Source organism: Spirochaeta lutea, from assembly GCF_000758165.1.
Taxonomy (GTDB): domain Bacteria; phylum Spirochaetota; class Spirochaetia; order DSM-27196; family Salinispiraceae; genus Spirochaeta_D; species Spirochaeta_D lutea.
The window spans coordinates 20,892-44,127 of the sequence record NZ_JNUP01000003.1 but is presented as its reverse complement, the minus strand read 5'-3'; the positions used below and the strand labels follow the sequence as shown (position 1 = coordinate 44,127).

The window sequence follows — 23,236 nt, the reverse complement described above, 5'->3', positions numbered from 1 at the left end:
ACCGAGAAATTTAAAGAAAAAAAACGGCCCTTTAAAAGGACCGTTGGAGGGCAAACTTATATCAGGCTGCTAGACATTAGAGGGGTTTGGTTGGATTGAATCAACATCGGCAAGCTCAATTGAATCGATCCGATAGTTATATTCCCTCTCATTGATGACAAATCGCAGTTCCTGTCCAGCCTTCTTGTTCAGTAGTTCCATACCGAAGGGAGATTGATGACTCAGGATAGATTTCTCGGGATTTGATTCCCAGGGTCCCATGATGGTGAACTGCTCAAGATTTCCGGTTTTTAGGTTTTCAAGGATAACCTTCGTACCAAAGCCAATGGAATCAGTTGAGATGTCGCCTTTTCGTACAACCTGGGCACGCTCTAATTCTTCCTTCCAACGAGCGGCTGTATTATTCAGAATATCCTGTCGCTCTTTTGCTGCCTTATATTCGGCATTCTCCTTAAGGTCTCCGTAATCTCTTGCGGCCGCAATTTCCTTTGAGTTTTTGGGGACTTCCACTTCTAAGAGATGTTGTAAGGCTTTCTGCTTTTCTTCCAAGCTACGTGCAAGAGTATAGAAGGTACCACGGCTGATGCTTGCGACTGGGGTTTCCTGATCGCCATAGAATTGGAAATTGGGGTACTTCTTTAAGATCGCAAAGCGAACATCACGAATAACCCCGGGATCCAAGTCTTTTACATCTTCAATAAGAGAAAAAATTCTTGAAATAGATTCTTCTTCACCGTTTTCGATATAATCATAAATAGTTCCATCCCGGTAGAGGTAGGCTTCAACCTGCCTATTCAACTTCCTGTTTACCGATACATCTTTCCTATTATCAATCTCCCGGGCAGTAATATCTTCAAGGTGAATCATTGCGATTAGTATTTTTTCTCTGGTTACAGGCAGATCCTGGAACCATTCGTCTTGTGCACAGTTTTTTACATACCAAATAAACGGCTCACGCTGATCTTTGTAATTCTGGTAGATGCCCATGAAGGACTCGATAACTGCATCCTTATACCCCCCTCGCACCAATTCATTTACCGGTTCTTTCTGTAGGTAGTGGGGGATTAACATTATGTAGACTTCGTTCCAGTTCTTTATCTGTTTTCGAACCTGGGTTAGAAAGTCACGGCGTAATTCCGGATTATCGATATTAGGAAATACATGTTCCCAGGATTCTACAGCATTAAAAAGATCCCGAAAATTCAAACTCAATCCTGGATTCAGAAAAGGGAAACTGGCAATGAGTTTTTTGATGAGGAGATGGGAACCGATGGTAATCTCCGTTACGGTAGTAATATTTCTTACATATGAAACAAAATACTCAAACATCTCCCGGAACATATCGGTTTCGATAGAGGAACTATCATCCTCCGATTCTAGGTACTTAAGGAACTCCTGTATGATTTTTACCCGGTTCCAATAGTCCTTTTCTGCCTTAAATCTGTTGAAGGTTTTTTCAACAAGACTAATAGGCTGATCCCGGACCACATACGTATCGGGGTCGTCTGGGAGGTTCCCAAACGTTTCATTAGTCTTAAGTATCTGTCGGGCTTTCGTACTCCAGGTAGACCATTCATTCTGTGAAAGGATATGGGGTACTACTTCTGCCTTAATTTTTTTCATATCGGTGGCATTGTCAAAGCTTTTGATTAAAACCTTTAGCGCCCATTCGGGGTTTTTCTTGAACCGTTCGTTGAGGACTTCCTTTTTCTTGGTAATTCTATACACCCAGATATGATCGCGGCCAAGTATGGTGAGACTATTCACTGCCATTTTTAATGACATCTTATGATTACGTTTCTTCACGAAGTGTACGGTAATCTCATCGTCTTTAATGGATTTAATTCTACCCACTCCCCAATGGCGGTGAAAAACAAAATTTCCCTTATCAAAGGAGATGTGTTTTTCGAAATCTGCGATCGCCTCATGTACATCACGCCAGCTTTGGTTCAGATTGGATAGAGAAATATACTCTTCTAGCTGACTATGGCCTTCGAATTTATTCTGATAACACTCTACTATTTCTTTTCGGGCCCAGGAGTTGGATGAATCATAACTCAGTATCCGTTTAAGGAGTTCAATCGCGGTATCCCATTTTCCGTGCTTTTTGAAATATGGATACAGTTCCTCAAGAAGCTGTACCGATCGATCTTGATTGATGAGCTTTGACACCTTGGATTCGGCATGGTAGAAGAAATCAACTTCTTCTGGTACTAGTTCCACCAGCTTCCGCCATAGCTCCATGATCTGACTGAACGTCTTTTTGTTTATGTATCGGTGGATTGCCTTCTTATAAAAATCCACCGCATCCTCAATACGGGATTCCTCCTCAGCATGAACCGCCAGCTTTCTTGCGATATCGGCCTCATCATAATCTACGCGGATTAGCCGTTCCCAAACTTCAAATTGTTTTTGACTATCGCCGGTGTGTTCATAACAATCTGATAGGTGACGGAGAGCATGTTTATTTTCACCGAAGTCTAGAATTCTCTCGCTTAAAAACTCGACTATTTTCCAACGATGATTTTCAGTAAAAATAGTGATCAAGGTTAAGAGATTTGAGTCGTCTATAGATTGACGGCTGAGATGAATCACACCGGATAAGTACAGAGCCACAATGGAGTTCTTTGTGTGCTGTAAGTGTTCGTCACAAAGCTTTTCCACCTCGTCTTCAATTTTAGCATCAAAAACCTGATCCAGAAGATCATCAAGTTCTGTTAAATTATTGACTGTGTAGTTATTAAGGGCCGCACGGGTCCATTTTTCTTCATTAAGCTGTTCATTGATTGCTTCGAGGATCTTTTCCGACATGAATTGTAGCTCCTGTTTTATCTAACTCTTCACCTTCCTGAGCGGAACCAGGATAGTATTAACTTGATTAGGGTATGTGGATATTAGTATACCCTATACGTGATCATTTTGTATACAGGGTGTGTATCTCCGAATTTAGGCTTCTTATTTTCAAGAGAATTTCCTGAATACGACTTTTTTCTTCGTGGATACTGATCAGATGATCAATGATCCAAAAATACTTTGTCAATAAACGGGGCATGATAGTTGGATCGGAAACCTGTTGATTGGCGAGTTCTCGTTCTAATGCGTAGACGGATTGCCGGAGCCTGCCGTACTCAACAGCGCGTAGTTCCCTTTTTACGGAAAATACACGAAATAACTCACCGTACACCGGAACCCATTCTAGAAATAGTTTATCAGTACCAACTTTCTCCTGAACTGCCTTAAAAAGTCGTTGAATCATTTCCGACTCTAAAAATACATAGGATATTTCATTCGGACCGATAAAAAACGCTTCACGAAAAAACACCTTACTTAAATTGGTCTCACCAACAAGGGCGTATGCATCGGCTAACTGCGCAATAATATCAGGGTCTTCTGCCTTCTCCAAGGAAGCCTGTTCAAGTATCTGCACCGCCTGATCATAATCACCCATTCCTTTAAAGCAGATCCCTTTCCGCAGTTGAAGCGCGGGTTCCAAAATGTCTGTTTTTTGGAGTATCTGATCCAACATCCTGTTAACTGTCCCAAAGAAATAAAACCTAAATCCGTAATTGCACTCCTCATTATTTGTAGGATTCCGGGTTTGGAACTCTAAAAAAATGGGCCATTGCTGAAGGAGGTATTCAATTTTCGTGTACACATCCCTATGGTCTCCAAGGTATTTTTCTCGTTCTCGCCAAAAATTTACATACTTGAGTGCAGTCAGGACGTCAGGGTGGTCAAAATGCGTTAATAAACAATCGTTAAGGATCTGGTATGATCCGGCGAGATCACCGGATCGAAGACAAGACCAGGAAGATGATAGTTCTGCTTCGCATTTATGGTCTGATTGTTCCATGGTAAATCATTATAGCTTGGGACTTGTCTTAGTCAATGAAGTCTTGTCATACTACAGCTATGTTACAAGAAAACTCGAAAGAAAATAGAATTGTTGCACCGTCATTATTAGCAGCAAATTTTTTCACGTTATCCACGGAAATAGCGAAGGTTCATGATACATCGGCGCAATGGATCCATCTGGATGTAATGGATGGGCATTTTGTTCCCAATTTAACCTTCGGGCCTAAAATAATCCAAGATCTTCGGCCCCAAACCGATCGTTTTCTTGATTCGCATTTAATGGTTTCAAATCCTGACTTTTTAATCCCCCTGATGGCAGAAGCAGGGGTAGACGCAATCACAATCCACAGCGAAGCAGTCATTCATCTCCATAGAAGCATCCAGACGATTAAAGCCCTCGGAAAGCTTGCGGGGGTTTCCATCGTTCCCTCCACTCCAGTGTCAGCGCTCTCAGAAATACTGTCCTTTGTTGATATCGTACTGGTAATGACGGTCAATCCTGGATTCGGGGGTCAATCTCTTATAGAATCAGCTAGCGATAAAATAAAATCCCTTGATGCTATTCGAATTAAAATGGGATACAATTTTAGGATCTCCGTTGATGGGGGAGTTAACAGTTCTACTGCTCCTTCATTATGGAAGAAAGGTGCAGACATTTTGGTTACCGGCAGTTCCTTTTTTTCCGATCCTGATCCAAGATCCTTTACGTCATTTTTGCTATCTTGTTAACTATTGGGCGGTACCTGTAAATATGTTATTTTAATACCCAAACTTGCCGAACTACAAAGTAAAGACTTTTGAGGGGGAATGAATTGAAACGATTACTCTTGGTAGTCATAGGTACTGTGATGATTGTATCAGCAGGGTATCCCCAACAAACACAAACTAATCCCGTAGCTCAGGGCTTAAATTTGTTTCAACAAGGCAATTACCGGGAGGCCCTCGCGCAATTCCGACAGGTTTTGAGCGATCCAGGGCTTGTAGAATTACGTGGTGATGCATATTTCTGGACAGCGAAGACCCTCGTTGCCTTGGAGCGGTACGGCGAAGCAGACCAAAACCTTGAATTTTTCCTCACCCGTCATCCGGAAAATCGTAACATCCCTGAAGCCGAATACCTTCGGGGGAGGATACATTTCTTAGAGAAATCCTATGAGGCGGCGATTCAGGTTTTCGCAGCCTTCGTTAAGGATCATCAGCGATCACCTTTTGTGCCGAATGCCTACTACTGGACCGGAGAAAGTTTATTTTCCCTGGGTCGGTACGATGAAGCTGAGGTTTTTTTTACGGTAATTGTTGATCGTTTCCAAGCGAGTTCCAGGTATGAAGCGGCTCGCTACCGTATCGATGTAATAACAATGAAGAAGCGTGAACAAGAACTCCTGACTCTTCTTCAATGGGTACAAGAAGAATCCATTAAGAACCTAAACGAGTTCCGGATCAGGGAGGCTACCTACGAACAGGCAATCTCGTCTCAAGGGACCGGGGGAGGCTCTACTCAAGGTGGGGCCGACCCTAGGGTACAGGCGCTGAACACCCAGATTGCCCAGCTTAAGGAAGAGGCACTACAAACCGAATCCCGATTACGAGCCTTGAACAACGATTATCAACGTGTATTAACCAATTTAGAGGTATCCCAACGAAGGATCTCCGAATTGGAACTGCAGCTCGAGAACTCGGAAATTAGTCCTTCAGGTAGCGAAGCTGAAACACTTCGGTTGCGTAGTGAGCTTCTTGATCTTAAGGAGGAAACCCTACAGCTAATGCTTGATCTCCTAGAGGCACAGGAGGAATGATGGTAGACCGCTTGCTTTCTAAGACGATATACATTTTTTGCATGTTGTTAGTAATTCCTACTTTGCACCCTGTTCTCGCCCAGGAACAAGAACGGGGCGCGAGAATTTCATTCAGCATTGATCAAGAATCTGGCGGTCTCGAACTGATCGGAACTATTTCGGGAACCCGGATACCACTGTTGTTTAACGGTGATCCTGCTACCACGGGCCTGCTTGTCTTTGATGGCGAGACGGTTCATCGGGTTTTACAGGAGCACTCATACCCGTTCAGTATCCAAGAGTTTGACCAGGGATCAGTCATCATTTATGCATTACCTGACGGACTGTATTCCTGGCTATCAGCCGAAAAGTCTGATGCGGCAGGTAATTCACTATTACTAACCTGGGGAGTATTAAATAGCAGCGATCGTCGAAAAGAAATCACCAGCAACCTTCTTCTGGATACGGTTATTGGAGAACGGAGTTCAAGCCATTTTTTAATCGACGATACATCAGTTAACAGAGAACTAAGTTTCTCCCTCGGCTTCGCACCGCCTAAAAACCAAGATGTAGTTCTCGTTGACCGAGTCTGGTCAGGAACTGAGACGATGCCGGGGTTGTTACTAACCCAACCATCTCTGAATTCACCACTAGACCCGTTAACCGTGGTTATTGCGAATTGGAAGCGGCTGCATGATACAAGTAGGATTCTCCAAGCGAACGAAAATCGGAACTTCAATTTATTGCCTTTTTCAGTAAATGATTCAGCCATGCTGGTATCAAAGGGAACCCAATCTCTCAGGCGTGGTGAAACTACAAGTGCCGGAATACTGGTAACCTTCATGTCAGATTTTCAATCCTCAGAGAGTATGGATCTTACATCAATAGATTTCCACGCGTTTCAATCCCACGACCCTGAATTTATTACCTCCTACATTAGCAGCGAAACGAATGAACCTACCATTCCAGAGACTATGCCCGCAATCTCCGATGATTCTGATGAAGAGTCGCTCTCTGAACATCGCCAATTACAGGTTAGAATCAGACAGCTTCTTGATAGAATAAATCAACTCTTGCAGGGCGATCCCAAGAATTCACAAGATGAAATTGATCAGCTTCGGGAAATGGTGCAGTCTTTACGGCGCGCTATGAGCAACTAGGTTCGTACGATGGATGACATGACAAAAGGGATAAAACAGGCAAGAAGATTTTTAGTTGAAAAAAAATACAGTAAGGTTATCCATCTCCTGACACCCCAGATTTTTCTGTATCGGAACAACCCCGAATTCCATGAAATCCTCGGCCAGGCTTGTTTGAGAAGCAATGATTTCGGCGGGGCGTACACCTATTTCCAGCGGGTCGTAAATATTGATCCAAAAAACACCACTGCGAAATTGGGGATTGCCTATATCCTCGTACGAAGGGGACGTACAACCCAGGCATTGCAAGAATGGCTGGAAGTTATAGAGAATGATGACTCAAATTCACAGGCCAAAAAAGGCCTTGATCTCATCAAGTCGGCGCCGGAAGACCGGGACTGGCCTGAATGGTTTTCGAATCACCCAACTGATTTTCTATTGCCCCCGACGGGGTTCGCCTGGCGGCCGATTATACGGGTCGTTTCTGCCGTAGTTGGTTTATCTGTTATTCTTTTAGGAGGATTTTGGGTCTTAACTACTCTTCAGAAACCACGAGAAATCACGCGTGCCGGTGGTGAAGTATTGCTTTTCAGCAGCGATACCCAAACCATCGGCAGTAGCGGGAGCTTTTCGTTGATTTTCACAGAAGCACAGGTAGAAGATATCCTCAATAAAACTATTGATGCCTTCGAGGCATACCAAGATAACCGGGTACGATTTTTAATAAACAGACTCCAACACTCTAACGCCGCTGAAGATATAAAAACAAAAACCTTGTTACTTCAGGACCACTTAGCACCCCCCAATTTTGTTGACCCTTTTTGGTATCCGGAACTCAGAGAGGTTTTAAATACCCCCAATCCTGAACAATACCAGGGTGTATTCACCCTGGTATCGGGAAAGGTAAGCAACGTGGTTCAACTTGATGATCGTATACGGTTCGATTTACTGGTGGGATATCAGGAACAACAGGTGCTTCAAGCTGTTATCCCCGTTCAAGTGTTTTTCCCGGTTGAACTAAACGGTGGAGAGAACGTTGAAATTATCGGCGAAATCTCTCTCATAGAAAGTACCGTAACAATGGTAGGGTTTGAACTCACTGCTGCATCAATTCGATTTACGAGGTAACTTCACCATGAGAGCGTTACTACAACATGTTTCACACTGTTCCATTCGCACCGAGTCGGGCCATGGCACCGAGATCAACCACGGTCTTCTGGTGTTTATCGGTATCAACGATACCGATAAACAAGCTGACATACACTATATAGTCGATAAAATGCTTGCATTGAGAATCTTCGAAGATGAGGAAGGGAAGCTCAATAAAAGCATTTCTGATGTTGAAGGGGATTTGCTTCTCGTCTCCCAATTCACTTTGTATGGGGATACCAGGAAGGGACGACGTCCCTCATTTAATAAAGCTGCTCAGCCTAAGGACGCCCATCCGTTGTTTCGGTACCTTATGGATTATGCTCAATCCAGGTATACCCTTGGAAGGGTAGAGGAAGGACGGTTTCAGGAGCACATGGTGATTAAACCAATTCTTCAAGGTCCCATATCGATCTTGCTGGATTCGGAAAAGAAACTATAGTCGGTGTAGACGGCCTAAAACCTACTAGATCACAGTAAGCGCATAAGGGTCTTCGCACACATTAATATGTGGACGAATCCATTTCTTCGAATGTTCGACGTGTTTCGTTCAATCTAGTGAGATGCCGATTTATTATCGCTTCATAATCAAGCTGCCCGGTCTGAATTCGGTAGGCTTCGTCTTCCCAATTCTGGATCTCCTCAAGGTTTATCCAGGAAAATTGTTGCGCAGCCTCTGCATACTCCTTCGCATCCTCCCAATAAACGAGCGCAAACTCAAAGAGAGATTCTGCCTTGCTTAAACTCTCGAGGTTTTCCTGTTTCCATGGCGCATTATAAAAATAAGCCCGATGTTTATAATGCTCATTTCCCCATTGTAGATACAGTTCAACCAGCTTTACAGAAATGTGGCTTAAAAATAGATTCCTGTACTTCTCCCATTCCCGCTCATTTTCTATCCGCGCTATCGCCCAAAGAGGATTTGCAAAATCCATACGGAGAGCAGTTTCAAGCCAGTGAATGTTCTCAGCGATATCTAAGGGATACATATATAATTGCTGATGGTACATCCTCCAGAACTGTTCTTTATAGCGTATGGTTGAAGCAAGTCCGGTCTCAGGAAAAACCAAGGGTATTATGAGGAGAAGGAACCAAAATCTAATAGTATTCTTCCAGTGCACTTATACAGTATCGGAAGTTTTCAACACCTGCCAAAGTATTTCATGAATCTCGTTTTCTGAAAGCGCTCCGTCAATGACGTGAATGTGCATACCCGTATTTTTGTATTCCTCTAATATCCTAAGGTATCCATCATAGACCTCACTCTGTATAGAATCTTGTTCATAGATTTCTTTATGGGAACGAGAGTTACGGCGCTTTGAACCGATCTCGGAAGGGGTGTTGATAAAAAACAAATACTCCGGCAGAGGAAATTCTCTATTAAGCTCATGAACTCTTTCGTAATCCCAGAGTGTACCCTGGTAGGCCAGGGAAGAGAAGATATACCGGTCGTTTAAAACCCACGCCCCATCATCCAGATGGCGTTTAATTCCATTTTCCGGATCAAACAGATGGTTAAACCGATCGGCTGCAAACAAACGAGCCAGAGTGCCAGGATGACAGTGAAGATCACCACCTAAATACCGACGGATGAGCTGACCTATTGGACTATCTGTGGGTTCTGCAGTAGCAACATGAGCACACCCATGTTGAGTAAACCTCGTTCCCAGGAGGTTCAGTTGGGTGGTTGTGCCTGCACCATCAATCCCCTCAATAACAACAAAGCGCTGTAAAATTTCTCTGTTACTTAACACGGATACTGCCTTTTTTACTAGTATGAGACTGTGATACAGTATAGAAAGAAACCAAGCTTGTCATCAGTGTGCAGAAGAAGGATTATGTGAGAAAATCATTACTGCCGGGAATTTTCGCCGGCGTTGTAAGCCTCATTATTATAATTTCATTGTTACTTGTATGTATTCCTCTTTACCGGACCCTCACCGAGCGCCTAGAGGAGGCAAAACAGAGAATTATTGCGCAGCTAGAAACGCAATTAGGGTATACTATTTCCTATGATTCAGTAAGTCCATCAATTTTTTCGTATATCGAGATCCGGAACCTCAGGCTCCGTGATGAGAATAATTCGTCCATTCTCAATCTATCCAGAGTCAGGCTCTTCTACAGGTTGACCGATCTTCTCAAACAGGATTTTTTAAGCGCTCCTACGGGATTACAGATCCGTGGTGGCACCATTTCCATTCCAGATTCAGTTGTTCTACAGAACGAAAGCAGAGAAAACGATGATATCTGGGAAAATCTACAGGGACTACTTCTTCCGATAGTTTCCGAGTTTCCCGCAAATCTACCAATTAGTGCTGATGGAATTCTGGTAAGCTACGCGACTGAAGGGTCAGAGCTATCAGTATTTCTACAGTCTGGTGAGATCTCCGTGGAGAGGGATTTCATTCAATTAGAATTAGACCTTGCAGGACGATGGATCGCAGATCAATGGGTTTCATCCCTTGAACACACCCAGAGTCTACAAATTGATGCCAGGACCTCGGTTTTGGGAACCATAAGTCGAAGAACCTTAAACTCCAATTTCCTGCTATCCCTATCTCATCTCAGTGGATCTTTTTTCGACGCTGAGCCGATGCAGTTCCAAATCGATCTATCCTCCCAGGGAATAAATATTGCCAAGGTTCTGGATGCTCAACCGTTCACTGCAGAGGTGCAGATTCCCACCGACCTATCACAAGCCAAAATATCCTTGGTTGCTGATGCCTGGCAACCTGTAGAGAGCAGTTCGTCCTCGATCCAATACCTGGATCCCATTATGCAAGAATTATTCCGGGGTTTAACCCTATCAGGCACGGTAGAAACCCTATTGCGCTTTGACGGACCACAGTCCGAACCTATTAGCATCGATAGTTTCACCGGTGACCTCTCCCTTGAGGCCGATCTTCCCAGTCTGTCTGGTAGGCTGCAAAGTGACATAAAACTGCAAGGATCTAATACGTTCATATCCATAGACAATTTAACCCTCTCAACCCAGCATTGGGGAAGGATACGCTACCGTGGCAGCATAGATCCTCGTTCAATGATGCCCCAGGGACAGATATCCTACCAGGGATTTAATATCGACACCGATATAACCCTCCGATCTAAAGACAACGAGTTACAGCTCAGCACAACAAAACTTTCCATCGGTTCGATATCTATTCCTGAACTGTCCGTTATTGGGTCGGTGGGTCAGGAAGAACTGACCCTTGATATGGTAGCTCGGTTAAGCCCTTGGCCGGGTCAGAGCCTATACGAAAATTCCGTAAAAATCGGACTGATAGCACCTCGCCCATCCTTCTCGGATAGCGATAGTCCCTCAGACCTGCTGAATGATCTTGGTATTTCCCTATTTATAAACAAGTTACACGGCGGAGTAGTCCATCAATTGTTACGCGTGTATATATCGGAGGCTGATACAATCTCTCCCGAAATCCTATCGTTTCTCAGAACCGTAACGCTTTCCCTCAATGCCCACATACTCTTCAGGGATGGCACTCCCCTCATTACAGCTGATGATGTGATACTTACCAATTCACAAGATGAACACTTTCTAATCTCCGGAGGAGCCCAATTACGGGAACGAAATCTCCGAATTACCACCACTCAGATTATCACCCGTGATTTCCAAGGGACCTTTGATGGGTTGGCCAGTATTAGTGAAACCGGAACAGTGCGTTTCGGTCTGAGAACGAACCTTCTGGAACAAGAGATTCTGCTCAACGGCATTGTGAATGACGGTAGAGCAGCGGTAGATTCAAATCTCGGTTTCAATGCAGTACTGGATTTCTCCACTGAGAACATCTTTCTTACCGCTAAGGGAGAGGGAATACCCATTACCCTGTTATCCCAGGATGGCCGCTTAGATTTTTCTCTCCAGGGTGATCTCAATGATCTTACGTCCTGGAATATTTCAGGATTAAACATCAGCCTCTCATCAATTCTTCCACCTGGGTTAGGAAGCCAAGACCCCAACCTTAGGCTATCGATAACCGGTTCTTATCCTGATCTACAGATTGACCAATTCGCTTACAACGATAACGAGTCCGAAATAACCGGGAGCGGTGAGGTCAGCCTCGATATAGGTGCCCAGATGAAAATAGGGGCAAGTCTTCAATTACAAAACCAGAAGAATCCTAGAGAGCAGATCTCACTTGTCGGAGACTATGAAGAATCCGCCATGAATGCCAGGATCAATATCGACAATCTTAATCTCCTACGTATGAAGGTTGATGGATTACGGGGATTTTTAGATGCAAGTATAACGGTAGAGGGCACCACCCTGGATCCTTCGGTAGGAATTGAGGGAACCGTACAAGAAGCCTTCTTTAATGCTGATCCCTTAAGCGGACAATTTTCCGCTACATATGAATCATCCGGGATCCGATTAAATCAGCTCGAATTGGGTCTTGTAGCTATCGGGATCAGGGTAAACGATGGGTTTATAGACCTGGAAAACTCCACCGGTACTATTGATGCCGCAGTAATTGTGCCTGATATCATTGATACCGAGGAAGGATTGACGATGTCTGCCCGGTTTAGGCTGCGCCCCGGGACAGCCGAAAATCCATCTCTCTTCAATACCCTAGTAGCAGATATGGACCTCCAGAATGTTCCAGAGTTTCTGAGCGATGTTTCTGCATGGAAGGTTAGGGTAGCCCCGGATGATCTACAACCAGATACCCTGGTAATATCTGGAGGACCTTCGGAGAGTCTTTTCGCCCAGGTCCATTCTGATGGCAGTTTTGACGTTTTATTGAAACAACCCCTCTTTCTCACCCTTTCGGGAAGCGGTAGAATCCAGGGAGGAGAAATAGATATCGACATCCCCCATGCAATTTGGAATTCTCCTGATCTCTCCTCCCTCCTGTTCTTCGATATTTTTTCCATCAACAAGGGCAGGGCTGAGGGGAATGCACGGATCGTAGGGGATATCAATGATCCGAGTTTCTACGGCGTTTTCAGGGTTACCGACCTCGAAGCCTGGCTCGAGTACAGTCCGCAAAACATAGGACCAGCCGATGCCTTCATTATCTTTGAAGATAAGACCATGATTATCCCGGAGTTTACGGTTACTGCCGGCAATGCCGTCGCCCGGGTGGTAGGTGAACTTGGGTTTAGCCGATGGATACCTGAAACCTATGACTTTTCATTCACGGTAGATGACCAAAATAGCGGTCTTGAAATTGAGTATGATTTTGATACTGTGGTGGTCCAGGGATACGGGTACGGCACGGTGGATGTCGTAGGCGATCTAAACCTGGTTGAGGTAACCGGAAATATCACCGCAGCCCAGACCGCCATCACATTATCACCAGCCTTGACATCAGGAAACGACCAACAAACTTCAGAACCAATAGAGACGGATACCTACGTCAATTTTCAATTTAAATCCGACCGTGGGGTGGAGTTCTTTTGGCCAACCACAGACGTACCACTATTCAGGGGATTGGTTGAGCCCGATGCGGAGTTAAGTCTTGAGTTTGATACCCGGGGAAATCGGCTACTCCTACGAGGAGATGTTCCTCTCCGAGGAGGGGAAATCTTTTATTTCGACCGTAACTTTTATGTTCGTAGCGGTGTCATGCTGTTTAATGAAACAGAGGAAAGTTTTAATCCACGATTGTCCCTATCTGCTGAAAATCGTACATCATGGAACGGGGAACGGGTGATTATCAAATTGGCAGCTGATGAAAACTATCTCACGGATATTCAACCACGGTTCACCTCCGATCCAATACTTTCAATAGAAGAATTAAATGCCATGCTTGGAGGCGGGCTGCTACCTACCAATACCCAGGATCCCTACAATATAGTATCCCAAGCCTTTATCACCAGTGCGGATATTTTTAGTCAGTTTCAAATCATGAGGAACATAGAGAACACAATTCGCAGCACCTTGGCGCTAGATCTCTTCTCTATACGCACCGGGCTGTTTCAGAATATTGTCCGGGATGTTATTGATACTGAGGATTCCTTTTCCTTCGGCCGCTATTTTGAAAATACAACCGTTTTGGTGGGAAAATTTATCGGCGATGATGTATTCTTGGAAACTATGTTTCAAATCAGCGAGGAAAATCCATTATCCCGGTCTCTCAATGACCCCATTGGTGTTGAACTATCCTGGGAGTTTAACATTGAATGGCAAACACCTCTGTTCCTGTTACAGTGGAACTTCAATCCACAATTCACACCGGAGAATGTAAAAAATCTGTTTGTAACAGATCACCTGTTGACCTTCTCGTGGGATTTCAACTAGAGTCAAAACTTTGAGGAGATTATAATGAAACGCCGAAAAACAGCCTGGTTCTTGCTCATATGCCTGGTAACCTACTCCTTTACCTCCCTATCTGCGCAGACGGAGCAGGATTGGTATGTGGGAAAAACAATCACTGACATCAGTTTTTCTGGGTTGTCTCGAATTAGCACCAATGAATTGCGTGGTATTACTCAACCCTTCATCGGCCAAGAGTTCTCCGAGCCTCTATTCCTAGATCTCCAACGGCGGCTCTATGCCTTGGATTATTTTGAGTATCTGCTCCCCGAAGCTCGTCCCGGTGATGATGATTATTCCACTGTAATTCTCCATTTTGAGGTTGAAGAACGGCCAGTTGTAGGAGGCATTGAGTTTCAGGGTGTCACCCGTTTTCGAATTACAGAACTACTGGACTCCATAACCCTATCACAGGGGGATCTTTATACAGCAGGGAGTACGAGAACCGCCGCCGCCAATTTATCGGCCTTTTACCGGGATCAAGGGTATCCCGACGTCTCCGTCACCCAGAACATTGAGGATCTTGAAGACGGATCGAAGCAGGTAACATTCATCATTGATGAGGGACCTCAGGTTACTATTCGTACTATAACCTTTCAAGGGAATGCGTTTGGAACCAACGGAGCCCTCAAACGTGTACTAACCAGTAAGGAACAAGGGTTGTTTAACCCTGGCTTATTCAAGGAAGAGAATATTGCGGCAGATAAGGAAGCTCTTTTAGAGTATTACCAAGAAAACGGATTCATTGATGCGGAAATCCAAGAAGTCGTTACCACCCCCGTTGAATCTGATGATCCAACCCAATCAAGAGTAGATGTGGCCTTCATCATTCAGGAGGGCGAACGCTGGGTCTATGATGGTATCACGATCTCCGGAAATACAATTTTTAGCACCGAAGAACTACTCTCTAAGATTCGTCAGAAGCCAGGTTCTATTTTAAATCTACCCCAATTTCGAAACGGTGTACAACAGGTCATCGACGTATACTTCCAGAACGGGTATTTCAATAATGAAATCTCCTTGAATGAAAACCGAAATGACGGTGAACAGACCATTGGTTTCGAACTGGTTATTAAGGAAAAGCCTCGTTCGTACATTGAGGATATTGTTATCCGGGGGAATAATAAAACTAAGGATCACGTAATTCAGCGCGAACTACCCTTCGAAACCGGTGATATTTTTAGCGCAAAAAAAATTCGCGAGGGATTGTTAAACCTTTATAATCTGCAATATTTTGAGGGTATTCCCATAGTAGATACGCCCCAAGGAAGTGAGCCAGAGTTACGGAATGTGGTCATTACCCTGGAAGAACGGGGAACCCTCGATATTCGCGGCGGTGTATCAATTGGCGGAAGCGGTCAGGGGGGGCTTCTGCTCAGCGTATCCGATATCAACTTCTTGGGTAACGGACAGCGTCTGGGTGCCGAGCTCAATCTCAATACCACAGATCAGCAACTGAGCTTTAATTTCTCCGATGCATGGCTATTCGGTGAGCGTTTCAGCGGTGGAATCAACCTTACCCTAGGCCATAGTAAAAAGTCTGATGAACTCCAAGACAGCCTTGGGCCGGTATTTTCTGATAGCGATACGAACCGGGTGCCCGACCCCTTTACCGGAGACTATGTGTTCTCAAAGGATACCGAGTTCAACGGGACAGAATATACCGCTGGCGATTATTTTCCTGGGATTCCCAGCAGCGATCAAATATCCCAGTACAGTCTACAAACCGACTATGTCTACGCCGGCGGTTCTGGAGCCGTGCCGAGTGAATACCGTATGTCCTATGACCAGTATAACATCAGCCTCGGTGTGAATACCGGAATACGGCGAAGAACACCCTTGGGTTGGTTGGGTGCGAACGCCTCAATCAGCGGATCGTTGAATTACGTTACCTACGATCCCGATGTCTACCGACCCTTTAGTCCGGCACTCCGGGATAACCTGGATCAAATTCGGTTGGTTAACCAATTGGGGATCAGCGTTTCCTTGGATGATAGGGATGTCGCCTTTAATCCATCTTCGGGATACTATCTTTCCCAAAACGTTAATTTCACCGGCGGGTTCCTCTTCGGTAACCGTCACTACATCAGATCGGACAGCACCCTGCAGGGGTATCTGACCCTGTTCGATATACCGGTTGCGGAGGTTTGGAACTGGAAAATGGTATTGGCTGCCAATTCATCCCTGTCACTGATGTTCCCCCAATTCTGGACGCTGGAGGGAAACGACTTCGCACCGGGTGAAAACCTGCTGTACACAAACGGTATGACGGTAGCAAGAGGATGGGCCCCCAGGAGTAACGGTGAGGCGATTTGGAATAACTGGGTTGAACTGCGTATGCCGATTTCTGAAGATATTGTTTGGTTCGATATGTTCTTTGAAGGTGTCCGTCTTACAGAAATTCGTGAGGACATCTTTTCAGGAGGATCTGAAGGCTGGATGTTCGGATTTGGTGCAGGGCTTCGCCTGACCATTCCGCAGCTTCCCCTGAGGCTATATCTGGGGAAACGCTTTGAGATCTCCGAAACAGGCGAGGTAGAATGGCAGCAGGGGAACCTCTTTCCAGACCCGGATAAACCCGGATCAGGAATTGACTTCATCTTCGCTATCAGCCTGTTCTAGGATAGAAAAAACCGCAAAACCCAAGGAGAAAACGGAGTATGTACCGCTTTAACATGAAATTAGTTGGTCTTATCGCGCTGCTTCTTTTCGGAACGACATTCTCTGGTTGGTCAGAGCAATTAACCACAGTCGGTGTCGTTGATACAGAATCGATCTATCTCAGCTATTTTAGCGATAGCGCCGCGGTGCGGCAGCTTGAAGCCCTGAGGAATGAAATCCAGTCCGAACTGGACTCCCATGCTGCAGAACTTCGACGCCTTCAGGAACAGAAACTTTCCGCGGAAAGCCAGGGTAATGAGAGCCTTGCCCTCAGATTGGATGAAGAAATTTTTCAGAAGGCTCAGTTCATTCGAGATTTCCAGAGGGTCAAAACCCAGCAGTTGGAACAACGCCAGCGTTCACTTTCTCAATCAGATGATTTTTTGCGAAGATTGCAAGAAGCTATCAGGTTAGAAGCGGAGAGTTCGGGGTTTACCATTATCATCGATGCTAAATCCCAAGGCCTCCAGTGGTGGAGCCGGGAAGTAGATATTACCAACAAGGTATTAGACAGGCTGCGATAGGGTAAAGGATCGAAACCCGAGACAGTTGCTATCGGGTCCAGGAGCTGCTGTGGTCTTTTGGTGTGTGCTATACAGCCTTTGAATGGCTCAGGTGGTAGGTAGAATGGCGTATTTCTTTATACTGACCTGCCAATAGATGGTGCGTAATACCTTGTAAGCTACACCGGGTATAGCGGAGCTGCTTGGGTTCAGACCCCAGGGATGTAGCGCAGTAAATGGGGTAAGCTACAAGCTATTACGTACTAAGAATTTCTTGAATACGAATACCCCTGTGCCCTGTGTAGGAATTCAATCTTTAACTTCAAAGGGTAGCAGCTCAATTCCCCTACTGCCTTTACGGATCCAGAGGGTTACAAGGCTTAGGATGTCACCGTTCTCTAAAGAAATCTGCTCAGCTTGATCCACATGTAGAATATCACTCTTTTTAAACTCATAAATCCGTTTCTGAGGAGATAGGAGATCACAAATGAGAAGAACACGGGTCTCATCGGTGGGGTGACGCCGCGGAGAACCGTGGTAGGCAACGCTGCTGGAATGGTATCTCTGTGCTGAGGAGATTTTCAACAGGTCTTGAATGGGTAGAACTGTTAGAGAATGTATCATTATCGCAACCTCACAGCTATAGTGTATGCCATATTGAGAGAAAATCAAGCCAAGCTGATGCGCTACTCAAGTACGTAAAAGGTATCGGGTTTTTTCTTGGCTGGGACGACAGTAAGGCCCCTGCCGTCCCAGGGATCATCCTCCTCCATTGCCGTGATGTACAAAGTAGTTTCTTTCCCTTGATTATGTAGTTCGGTACTATTTTTAAGAGAGAGTTCCTGGGTGCCTATGGATTCTACCTCGTAGATTCGGATTCTCCGGGGGGCTTCGAGAATAACCAAGGCGGCTAGAGGAGAGAGAGGGCCGGGTTCGCCCCCGGGATCATCGTGTGGTATAGCATTTGAATCACCTTGAAAAGAAGAACTACCATCCATTTTAGCAGTAATAAATGCGATTATTTCGGACTCATCCGGGTTGAGAACCCGTATACCCAGAGTTTCTGCCTTCTGGACCTCCTTGTCGGGTAAGGGATTCTCAGCAAAAATTCCAATGGCGGGAGTTATTTTTTTAGCCAAGGCCTGATCGGCTTGAATGAACGCTGCGAGAGCCTTCCACTGGCGGGGAAAGTCTGAGGCGTTGCAAAGTATTATCCCGGGAGTTAGTTTATCGAGGTTCCCCAAACCATTGATAAAATCCTGGTAATGAAATACATCAAGGTTCGCCGTGTTGCAGAACGCTGTTATACGTTCGGTAACAGAATTCTCTGTTGAAAGTAAGAGTATCCGCATTATTCGGTTCCAAGGTTGCTGACAGTATATCCGGTGATATACCAGATCCCGTCTCTTCTCTGCAGCGTATAGATGTAGCGTTTTATCTCGATGTACGAATCCATTTGGTACCGCTGGATGACATCTACCTGAGCTGTGGTTGCATCGTAACTGGTACGTCGAATCTCGTATGAAAGGGGGATGCGACGAATGCTGTCATCATTTTCTGGCTCCCAGAGGGTTTCTTCGTATTGCTGGAGTATTTGGTGTTGTTCTGCTTCGGATAGTCTTCTGAACTGGCTATCCCGACGAGGGTCCATCCTATAAAGCTGTTCTAAATCCACGTACAGGAAAAACTGGGCTTTCCGACTATGCATACGGGCGTCCAACATATACGCAACTACCTCGTCAGGCGGCAGAGCGGCCTCTTGGAGCAGTTGCCGTTGTTCTTCTTCTACCCGGAACACGGTCCGCTCCTCTTGGGTATATTCAGGGCGTACTGAAAGGGTTAGTCTGTTAGACGATAACGTTCTACTACCTGCATTACCAACCAGCTCGGGATAGAACAATCCCTGTACAACGTAAATCCCTGGTTTTACCATTCGGTAATCGTTCAGAGTACTGGTGAATGAGAATTCTTCCCCTGGATTTAGGCTTACTTCTCGGAAATAAATACGTTGATTACTCGTTCTTGCTGTGGTAAATTCTGGGCTGGTCGGTAGGGGAGTATTCTTCAGATCGACTATGGTGAAGTCAAGGTTGAATTTTCGATCGTCAGCCAAACGGAAGCGATACACCCCCGGTGAATTGTTTAGTATACTAACTTTGACCTGTATTGCACTGTCAGGATAATAGATTTCTTGATTAAAAAAACTAATGGAGAACCGTACTTGGTTTGCCTCCTGAGGGTAGGCTCCCAACATAACTCCTGACCAGAGCAGTACCAATAGGATGGCTTTCTTCAGATGTGTCACTCGAACTTCTCCCTCTACACTAAATTTCGTTTATTTGGACAGCGCGTATGGACTCATTAATGTATCGGCGTATCTCGCAAAAATTAAAGGATCTCCCGTCATTTAAGGACCTTACCACCCTTTTAGGCCCCCCGCAATCCCATAAAAAACCTGTACCCGAATCTGGAGATTTGGTTGGTAATACCTTGGACCTCACGGTAAGCGGCATACAGGGGAGTTTTTTAGCGATTCTTCTTTCCCGATTAGTGGACAAGGGGCATCACGGAATGCTCCTGGTACTGCCTACTGAAAAGGAGGCTGAGCAACTCAGTGCGGATCTCGCTTCCCTCGGTGTGGAGAATCAGATATGGCCCTGGACGGGTACGGCGTCATACAGTCCCTTACCTAAAAACTCACCTGTTTTCGGTCGCAGGGTTCGATTACTTACCAATCTTGCCAACCGGGAGCGGCAGATCATCCTTACGTCGTTGCGTGGACTTGTGGGGTTCCTTCCTCCTTCAGATGTGCTCCGTAAATCGCTGCTGACGTTACGGAAACGGATGCATATCCAGCCCACCGAGACCGCCCGTGAATTGACCCACCGGGGATATACTCGAGTCTCAAAGGTTTCCCTGCCCGGTGAGTATGCTCTCCGAGGTGAGGTCCTGGACATTATGCTTCCTGGTGAAGATTATGGGTTCCGGATTGTATATAGCTTTGACCAAATTGAGGAGATACGCTCTTTTGATGTATCGAATCAGTCATCCATCAAAAAACTTGATGAGGTTACCATTCATTCCTCACGGGAGGTTATCTGGAACGAAGAACGCATTACCCAACTGGAACAAACCCTGGCCAGATTACCGGAACTGAAATCTGACACAGCCCAAATCCTGGAGGCTGTAAGGAATACTCCCGGTTTTGAGGGCGAGGAACTTTGGTACCCTCTTTCTTTTGAGAAACCCGTAAGCCTGATCGAGTACATACCTGATTCCTGGCCGGTATTTTTCCTCGAGTTCGAACGGCTTTTGAACGCCGAGGAGGCACTACACCGGGAGTTCGATTCTTTGTATAGAAAACTACGCCACTCTCAGCCTCTTCCTCGGCCCGAGCGGTTATTGGAAGGCTTTAACGATATTGTTACCAGGACACCGAGGAAGGTAACAATGCCTGTACTGCGTGATTTCACAAAGGATTCGGCCGGTCAAATCCTTCACTTCAATAGTGATGGACCACGCTCCTTTTTTGGCAATATAGAATTTCTTCAGGACGAGCTAACGGTACTAAGTAAATCTGGGTATGAGATATTTGTAATAACCGACTCCGAGGTTCAAAGCCTGCGCCTTAAAACCCTCCTTAATACTCAGGATATCCACATTGAGCAGTTGGGACTCCGTTCTGGATTTACTCTGCCGGATCTTAGAATTGTTGTTATCCAAGAAAATGAAATATTTGGCAGACGGAAACGCGCACCACGATCAGTTAAGCAGGTTAAAAGTGAGGCAATAGAATCCTTTGTGGATCTAGAGCCCGGTGATTTTATTGTTCATGTTAACCATGGAATCGGAAGATTTTTTGGAATTCAAAGGATTCAGGCAGCTGGAACAGAACGAGATTATATTAAGCTGGAATATGCGGATTCCGAGTATATTTTCGTCCCCATCGAACAGGTTAATCTAATACAGCGGTATATCGGAAGTCAGGGAAATGATCCTCGCCTCGATAAAATCGGAGGGAAAAGCTGGGAAAATCGAAAAGCCCGGGTAAGTAAGCGGGTAGAGGACCTGGCTGCGCATTTAATTAATCTCTATAGTCGTCGGCGCAGGGCCCAAGGCTTTGCTTTTCCGGAGGATTCGGAGTGGCAGATACAATTTGAATCAACCTTCCCATTTGAGGAAACCGTGGATCAACTCCGCTGCATCGAAGAGGTTAAGGCAGACATGGAGAAACCCCTGCCCATGGATCGCCTTATCTGCGGGGATGTCGGGTATGGAAAAACCGAAATTGCTATGCGGGCTGCATTTAAAGCGGTTGCATCGGGCAAACAAGTCGCCTTCCTTGCCCCGACCACTATACTTGCCGAACAGCATTTGGAGAGCCTACAAGAACGGCTCGAAGGTTTTCCGGTTAACCTAGGAATGTTGAGTCGGTTCGTTTCCAAGGCAGATCAACGGCGAGTTCTGGGAGGCGTGGAGGAGGGTTCCGTAGATATACTTGTGGGTACCCATCGAATCATACAAAAGGATGTTCGGTTCAAGGATCTTGGTTTACTGATAGTTGACGAAGAGCAGCGATTCGGTGTCAAGGATAAGGAACGGTTGAAGGAATTGAAGTACTCGGTGGATTCACTAACCATGAGTGCAACGCCGATACCACGTACGCTTCATATGAGTCTCCTAAAAATCCGTGATATGTCAGTACTGAAGACCCCCCCGCATAACCGAAGGCCAATAGAAACATATGTAGAAGCCTTTAATGATGAATTAGTAGCAAAGGCCATCCGTCGTGAAATACAGAGAGGTGGCCAGGTGTTCTTCCTCCATAACCGGGTTGAAACCCTGGAAAACATCCAACTCTTTTTAGAAAAACTCGTTCCCGAGGTATTAGTTGAAACGGCCCATGGCAAGATGTCTTCCAAAGAATTGGAGGATATTATGCATAGGTTCATTCATGGCGGTTTCCAGGTCCTTGTTGCAACCACCATCATAGAAAACGGGATTAACATTCCCAACGTAAATACCATTATCATCGACCGTGCTGATATGTACGGAATCAGCCAGCTCTATCAGCTCCGCGGACGGGTCGGCCGTTCTGACCGGCTTGCCTACGCTTACCTGTTCTATCCTGAGCAGAGTGCCTTAAGTGAACTTGCCATGAAACGTCTGCAGATCATATCAGATTATACCGAACTCGGCTCAGGCTTTAAGATTGCCTTGAAGGATTTAGAGGTTCGCGGCGCAGGGAATCTTCTTGGAGCAGAACAGAGCGGGGACATTTATTCGGTAGGATTCGATTTGTACCTTCGTTTGCTGGACGAGGCTGTTCGACGGCTTGCCAAAGAAGAAATCGAATCTCGGCGTAAAGCAGTTGAAGCGGGTGAGGATGTTAGCGGTCTACCTGAGCTTCCACCTATCGAGGATGAGCAGATACAAGAAACCTACCTGGAGCTTGAATACACCGGTTTTATTCCTGATTCTTATATCACCGAACCCATGGAAAAGATGGAGGTCTATAAAAAGATTTCTGCGGTAGCCTCGGATGAAGAACTCTCAACCATACAGGCTGAGATTGAGGATCGCTTCGGACCTACCCCTGAGGAGGTGCAGAGTCTTCTATCCCTTGCTGAACTTCGTGTTCTTTGCGCAAAATTGTACATATCATCCTTGAAAGAACGACGGGGTAGTATTGAGATTGAGTTTGGGAAAATGGCAAAAATAAATATCCAACGCCTAGTCGAAATGGTACAGACTTCTGGAGGCGCGATCAAACCGGTTCCCAATAAACTCAATGCGATACGCATGAAAAGCGATGGAATCGGACTGAAGGAAAAAAGCGAGTTTCTCCGTGGTCGGCTTTCGCAACTCTTGCGATAGCTG

Annotated in this window: 16 protein-coding genes; 9 read left to right on the top strand and 7 right to left on the bottom strand. The window is 45.4% G+C overall.

Going from position 1 to position 23,236, the window contains the following annotated elements:
- Positions 1–69: 69 nt before the first annotated feature.
- Both greA and DC28_RS00695 read right to left on the bottom strand, forming a co-directional pair.
- Positions 70–2,811, bottom strand: coding sequence for a transcription elongation factor GreA (greA, locus tag DC28_RS00700; protein ID WP_037544606.1), 2,742 nt, complete (start codon positions 2,809–2,811; stop codon positions 70–72).
- Between the two features lie 103 nt (positions 2,812–2,914).
- The gene (locus tag DC28_RS00695) at positions 2,915–3,853 is read right to left on the bottom strand and encodes a tetratricopeptide repeat protein (RefSeq protein WP_037544604.1); all 939 of its coding nucleotides are present in this window, start codon (positions 3,851–3,853) and stop codon (positions 2,915–2,917) included.
- Positions 3,854–3,912: 59 nt separating this feature from the next.
- Between DC28_RS00695 and rpe the strand changes: the two genes are divergently transcribed.
- From rpe to dtd, 5 genes are all read left to right on the top strand, one after another.
- A complete protein-coding gene (rpe, locus tag DC28_RS00690) occupies positions 3,913–4,584 on the top strand; it encodes a ribulose-phosphate 3-epimerase (RefSeq protein WP_037544602.1) in 672 nt (223 codons plus the stop codon).
- An 83-nt stretch (positions 4,585–4,667) separates the two neighbouring features.
- On the top strand, positions 4,668–5,651 hold the full coding sequence (locus tag DC28_RS00685; protein WP_156104522.1) for a tetratricopeptide repeat protein: 984 nt from the start codon (positions 4,668–4,670) through the stop codon (positions 5,649–5,651).
- Between the two features lie 41 nt (positions 5,652–5,692).
- Positions 5,693–6,790 carry a hypothetical protein gene (locus tag DC28_RS00680; protein ID WP_156104521.1) on the top strand — a complete coding sequence of 366 codons (1,098 nt, stop codon included), beginning with the start codon at positions 5,693–5,695 and terminating at the stop codon, positions 6,788–6,790.
- 18 nt (positions 6,791–6,808) lie between these two features.
- Positions 6,809–7,897, top strand: a complete 1,089-nt coding sequence (locus DC28_RS00675) for a tetratricopeptide repeat protein (protein ID WP_156104520.1) — start codon at positions 6,809–6,811, stop codon at positions 7,895–7,897.
- 7 nt (positions 7,898–7,904) lie between these two features.
- Positions 7,905–8,360, top strand: coding sequence for a D-aminoacyl-tRNA deacylase (gene dtd / locus DC28_RS00670; protein WP_037544592.1), 456 nt, complete (start codon positions 7,905–7,907; stop codon positions 8,358–8,360).
- A gap of 61 nt (positions 8,361–8,421) precedes the next feature.
- Here dtd and DC28_RS00665 read toward each other — a convergent pair whose 3' ends face one another.
- Positions 8,422–9,039 (bottom strand): hypothetical protein, encoded by a 618-nt coding sequence (locus DC28_RS00665; RefSeq protein WP_052078281.1) that lies wholly within the window; start codon positions 9,037–9,039, stop codon positions 8,422–8,424.
- Entirely contained in the window at positions 9,040–9,672 is a 633-nt protein-coding gene (tmk, locus tag DC28_RS16060; RefSeq protein WP_037544591.1) for a dTMP kinase, read from the bottom strand. It abuts the gene before it with no gap.
- A gap of 86 nt (positions 9,673–9,758) precedes the next feature.
- Here tmk and DC28_RS00655 point away from each other — a divergent pair, with 86 nt between their 5' ends.
- From DC28_RS00655 to DC28_RS00645, 3 genes are read left to right on the top strand one after another with little or no spacing between them, the layout of a single operon-like run.
- Positions 9,759–14,177, top strand: coding sequence for a translocation/assembly module TamB domain-containing protein (locus tag DC28_RS00655; RefSeq protein WP_037544589.1), 4,419 nt, complete (start codon positions 9,759–9,761; stop codon positions 14,175–14,177).
- A 24-nt stretch (positions 14,178–14,201) separates the two neighbouring features.
- Entirely contained in the window at positions 14,202–16,814 is a 2,613-nt protein-coding gene (bamA, locus tag DC28_RS00650; RefSeq protein WP_037544587.1) for an outer membrane protein assembly factor BamA, read from the top strand.
- 38 nt (positions 16,815–16,852) lie between these two features.
- Entirely contained in the window at positions 16,853–17,377 is a 525-nt protein-coding gene (locus DC28_RS00645; protein ID WP_052078279.1) for an OmpH family outer membrane protein, read from the top strand.
- A 288-nt stretch (positions 17,378–17,665) separates the two neighbouring features.
- On the opposite strand, the gene DC28_RS00640 is transcribed toward DC28_RS00645, so the two are convergent.
- The 3 genes from DC28_RS00640 to DC28_RS00630 form a co-directional block, all read right to left on the bottom strand.
- Positions 17,666–17,980, bottom strand: a complete 315-nt coding sequence (locus DC28_RS00640; RefSeq protein ID WP_052078278.1) for a hypothetical protein — start codon at positions 17,978–17,980, stop codon at positions 17,666–17,668.
- Positions 17,981–18,042: 62 nt separating this feature from the next.
- Positions 18,043–18,708, bottom strand: a complete 666-nt coding sequence (locus DC28_RS00635) for a hypothetical protein (protein WP_037544585.1) — start codon at positions 18,706–18,708, stop codon at positions 18,043–18,045.
- Complete coding sequence (locus DC28_RS00630) at positions 18,708–19,661, bottom strand: hypothetical protein (RefSeq protein ID WP_156104519.1); 954 nt, start codon at positions 19,659–19,661, stop codon at positions 18,708–18,710. The genes DC28_RS00635 and DC28_RS00630 overlap by 1 nt, the downstream gene beginning before the upstream one ends.
- A gap of 47 nt (positions 19,662–19,708) precedes the next feature.
- On the opposite strand from DC28_RS00630, the gene mfd reads away from it, so the two are divergent.
- Positions 19,709–23,233: a transcription-repair coupling factor gene (mfd, locus tag DC28_RS00625; RefSeq protein ID WP_037544583.1), complete on the top strand. Its 3,525-nt coding sequence runs from the start codon at positions 19,709–19,711 to the stop codon at positions 23,231–23,233.
- Positions 23,234–23,236: the final 3 nt, after the last annotated feature.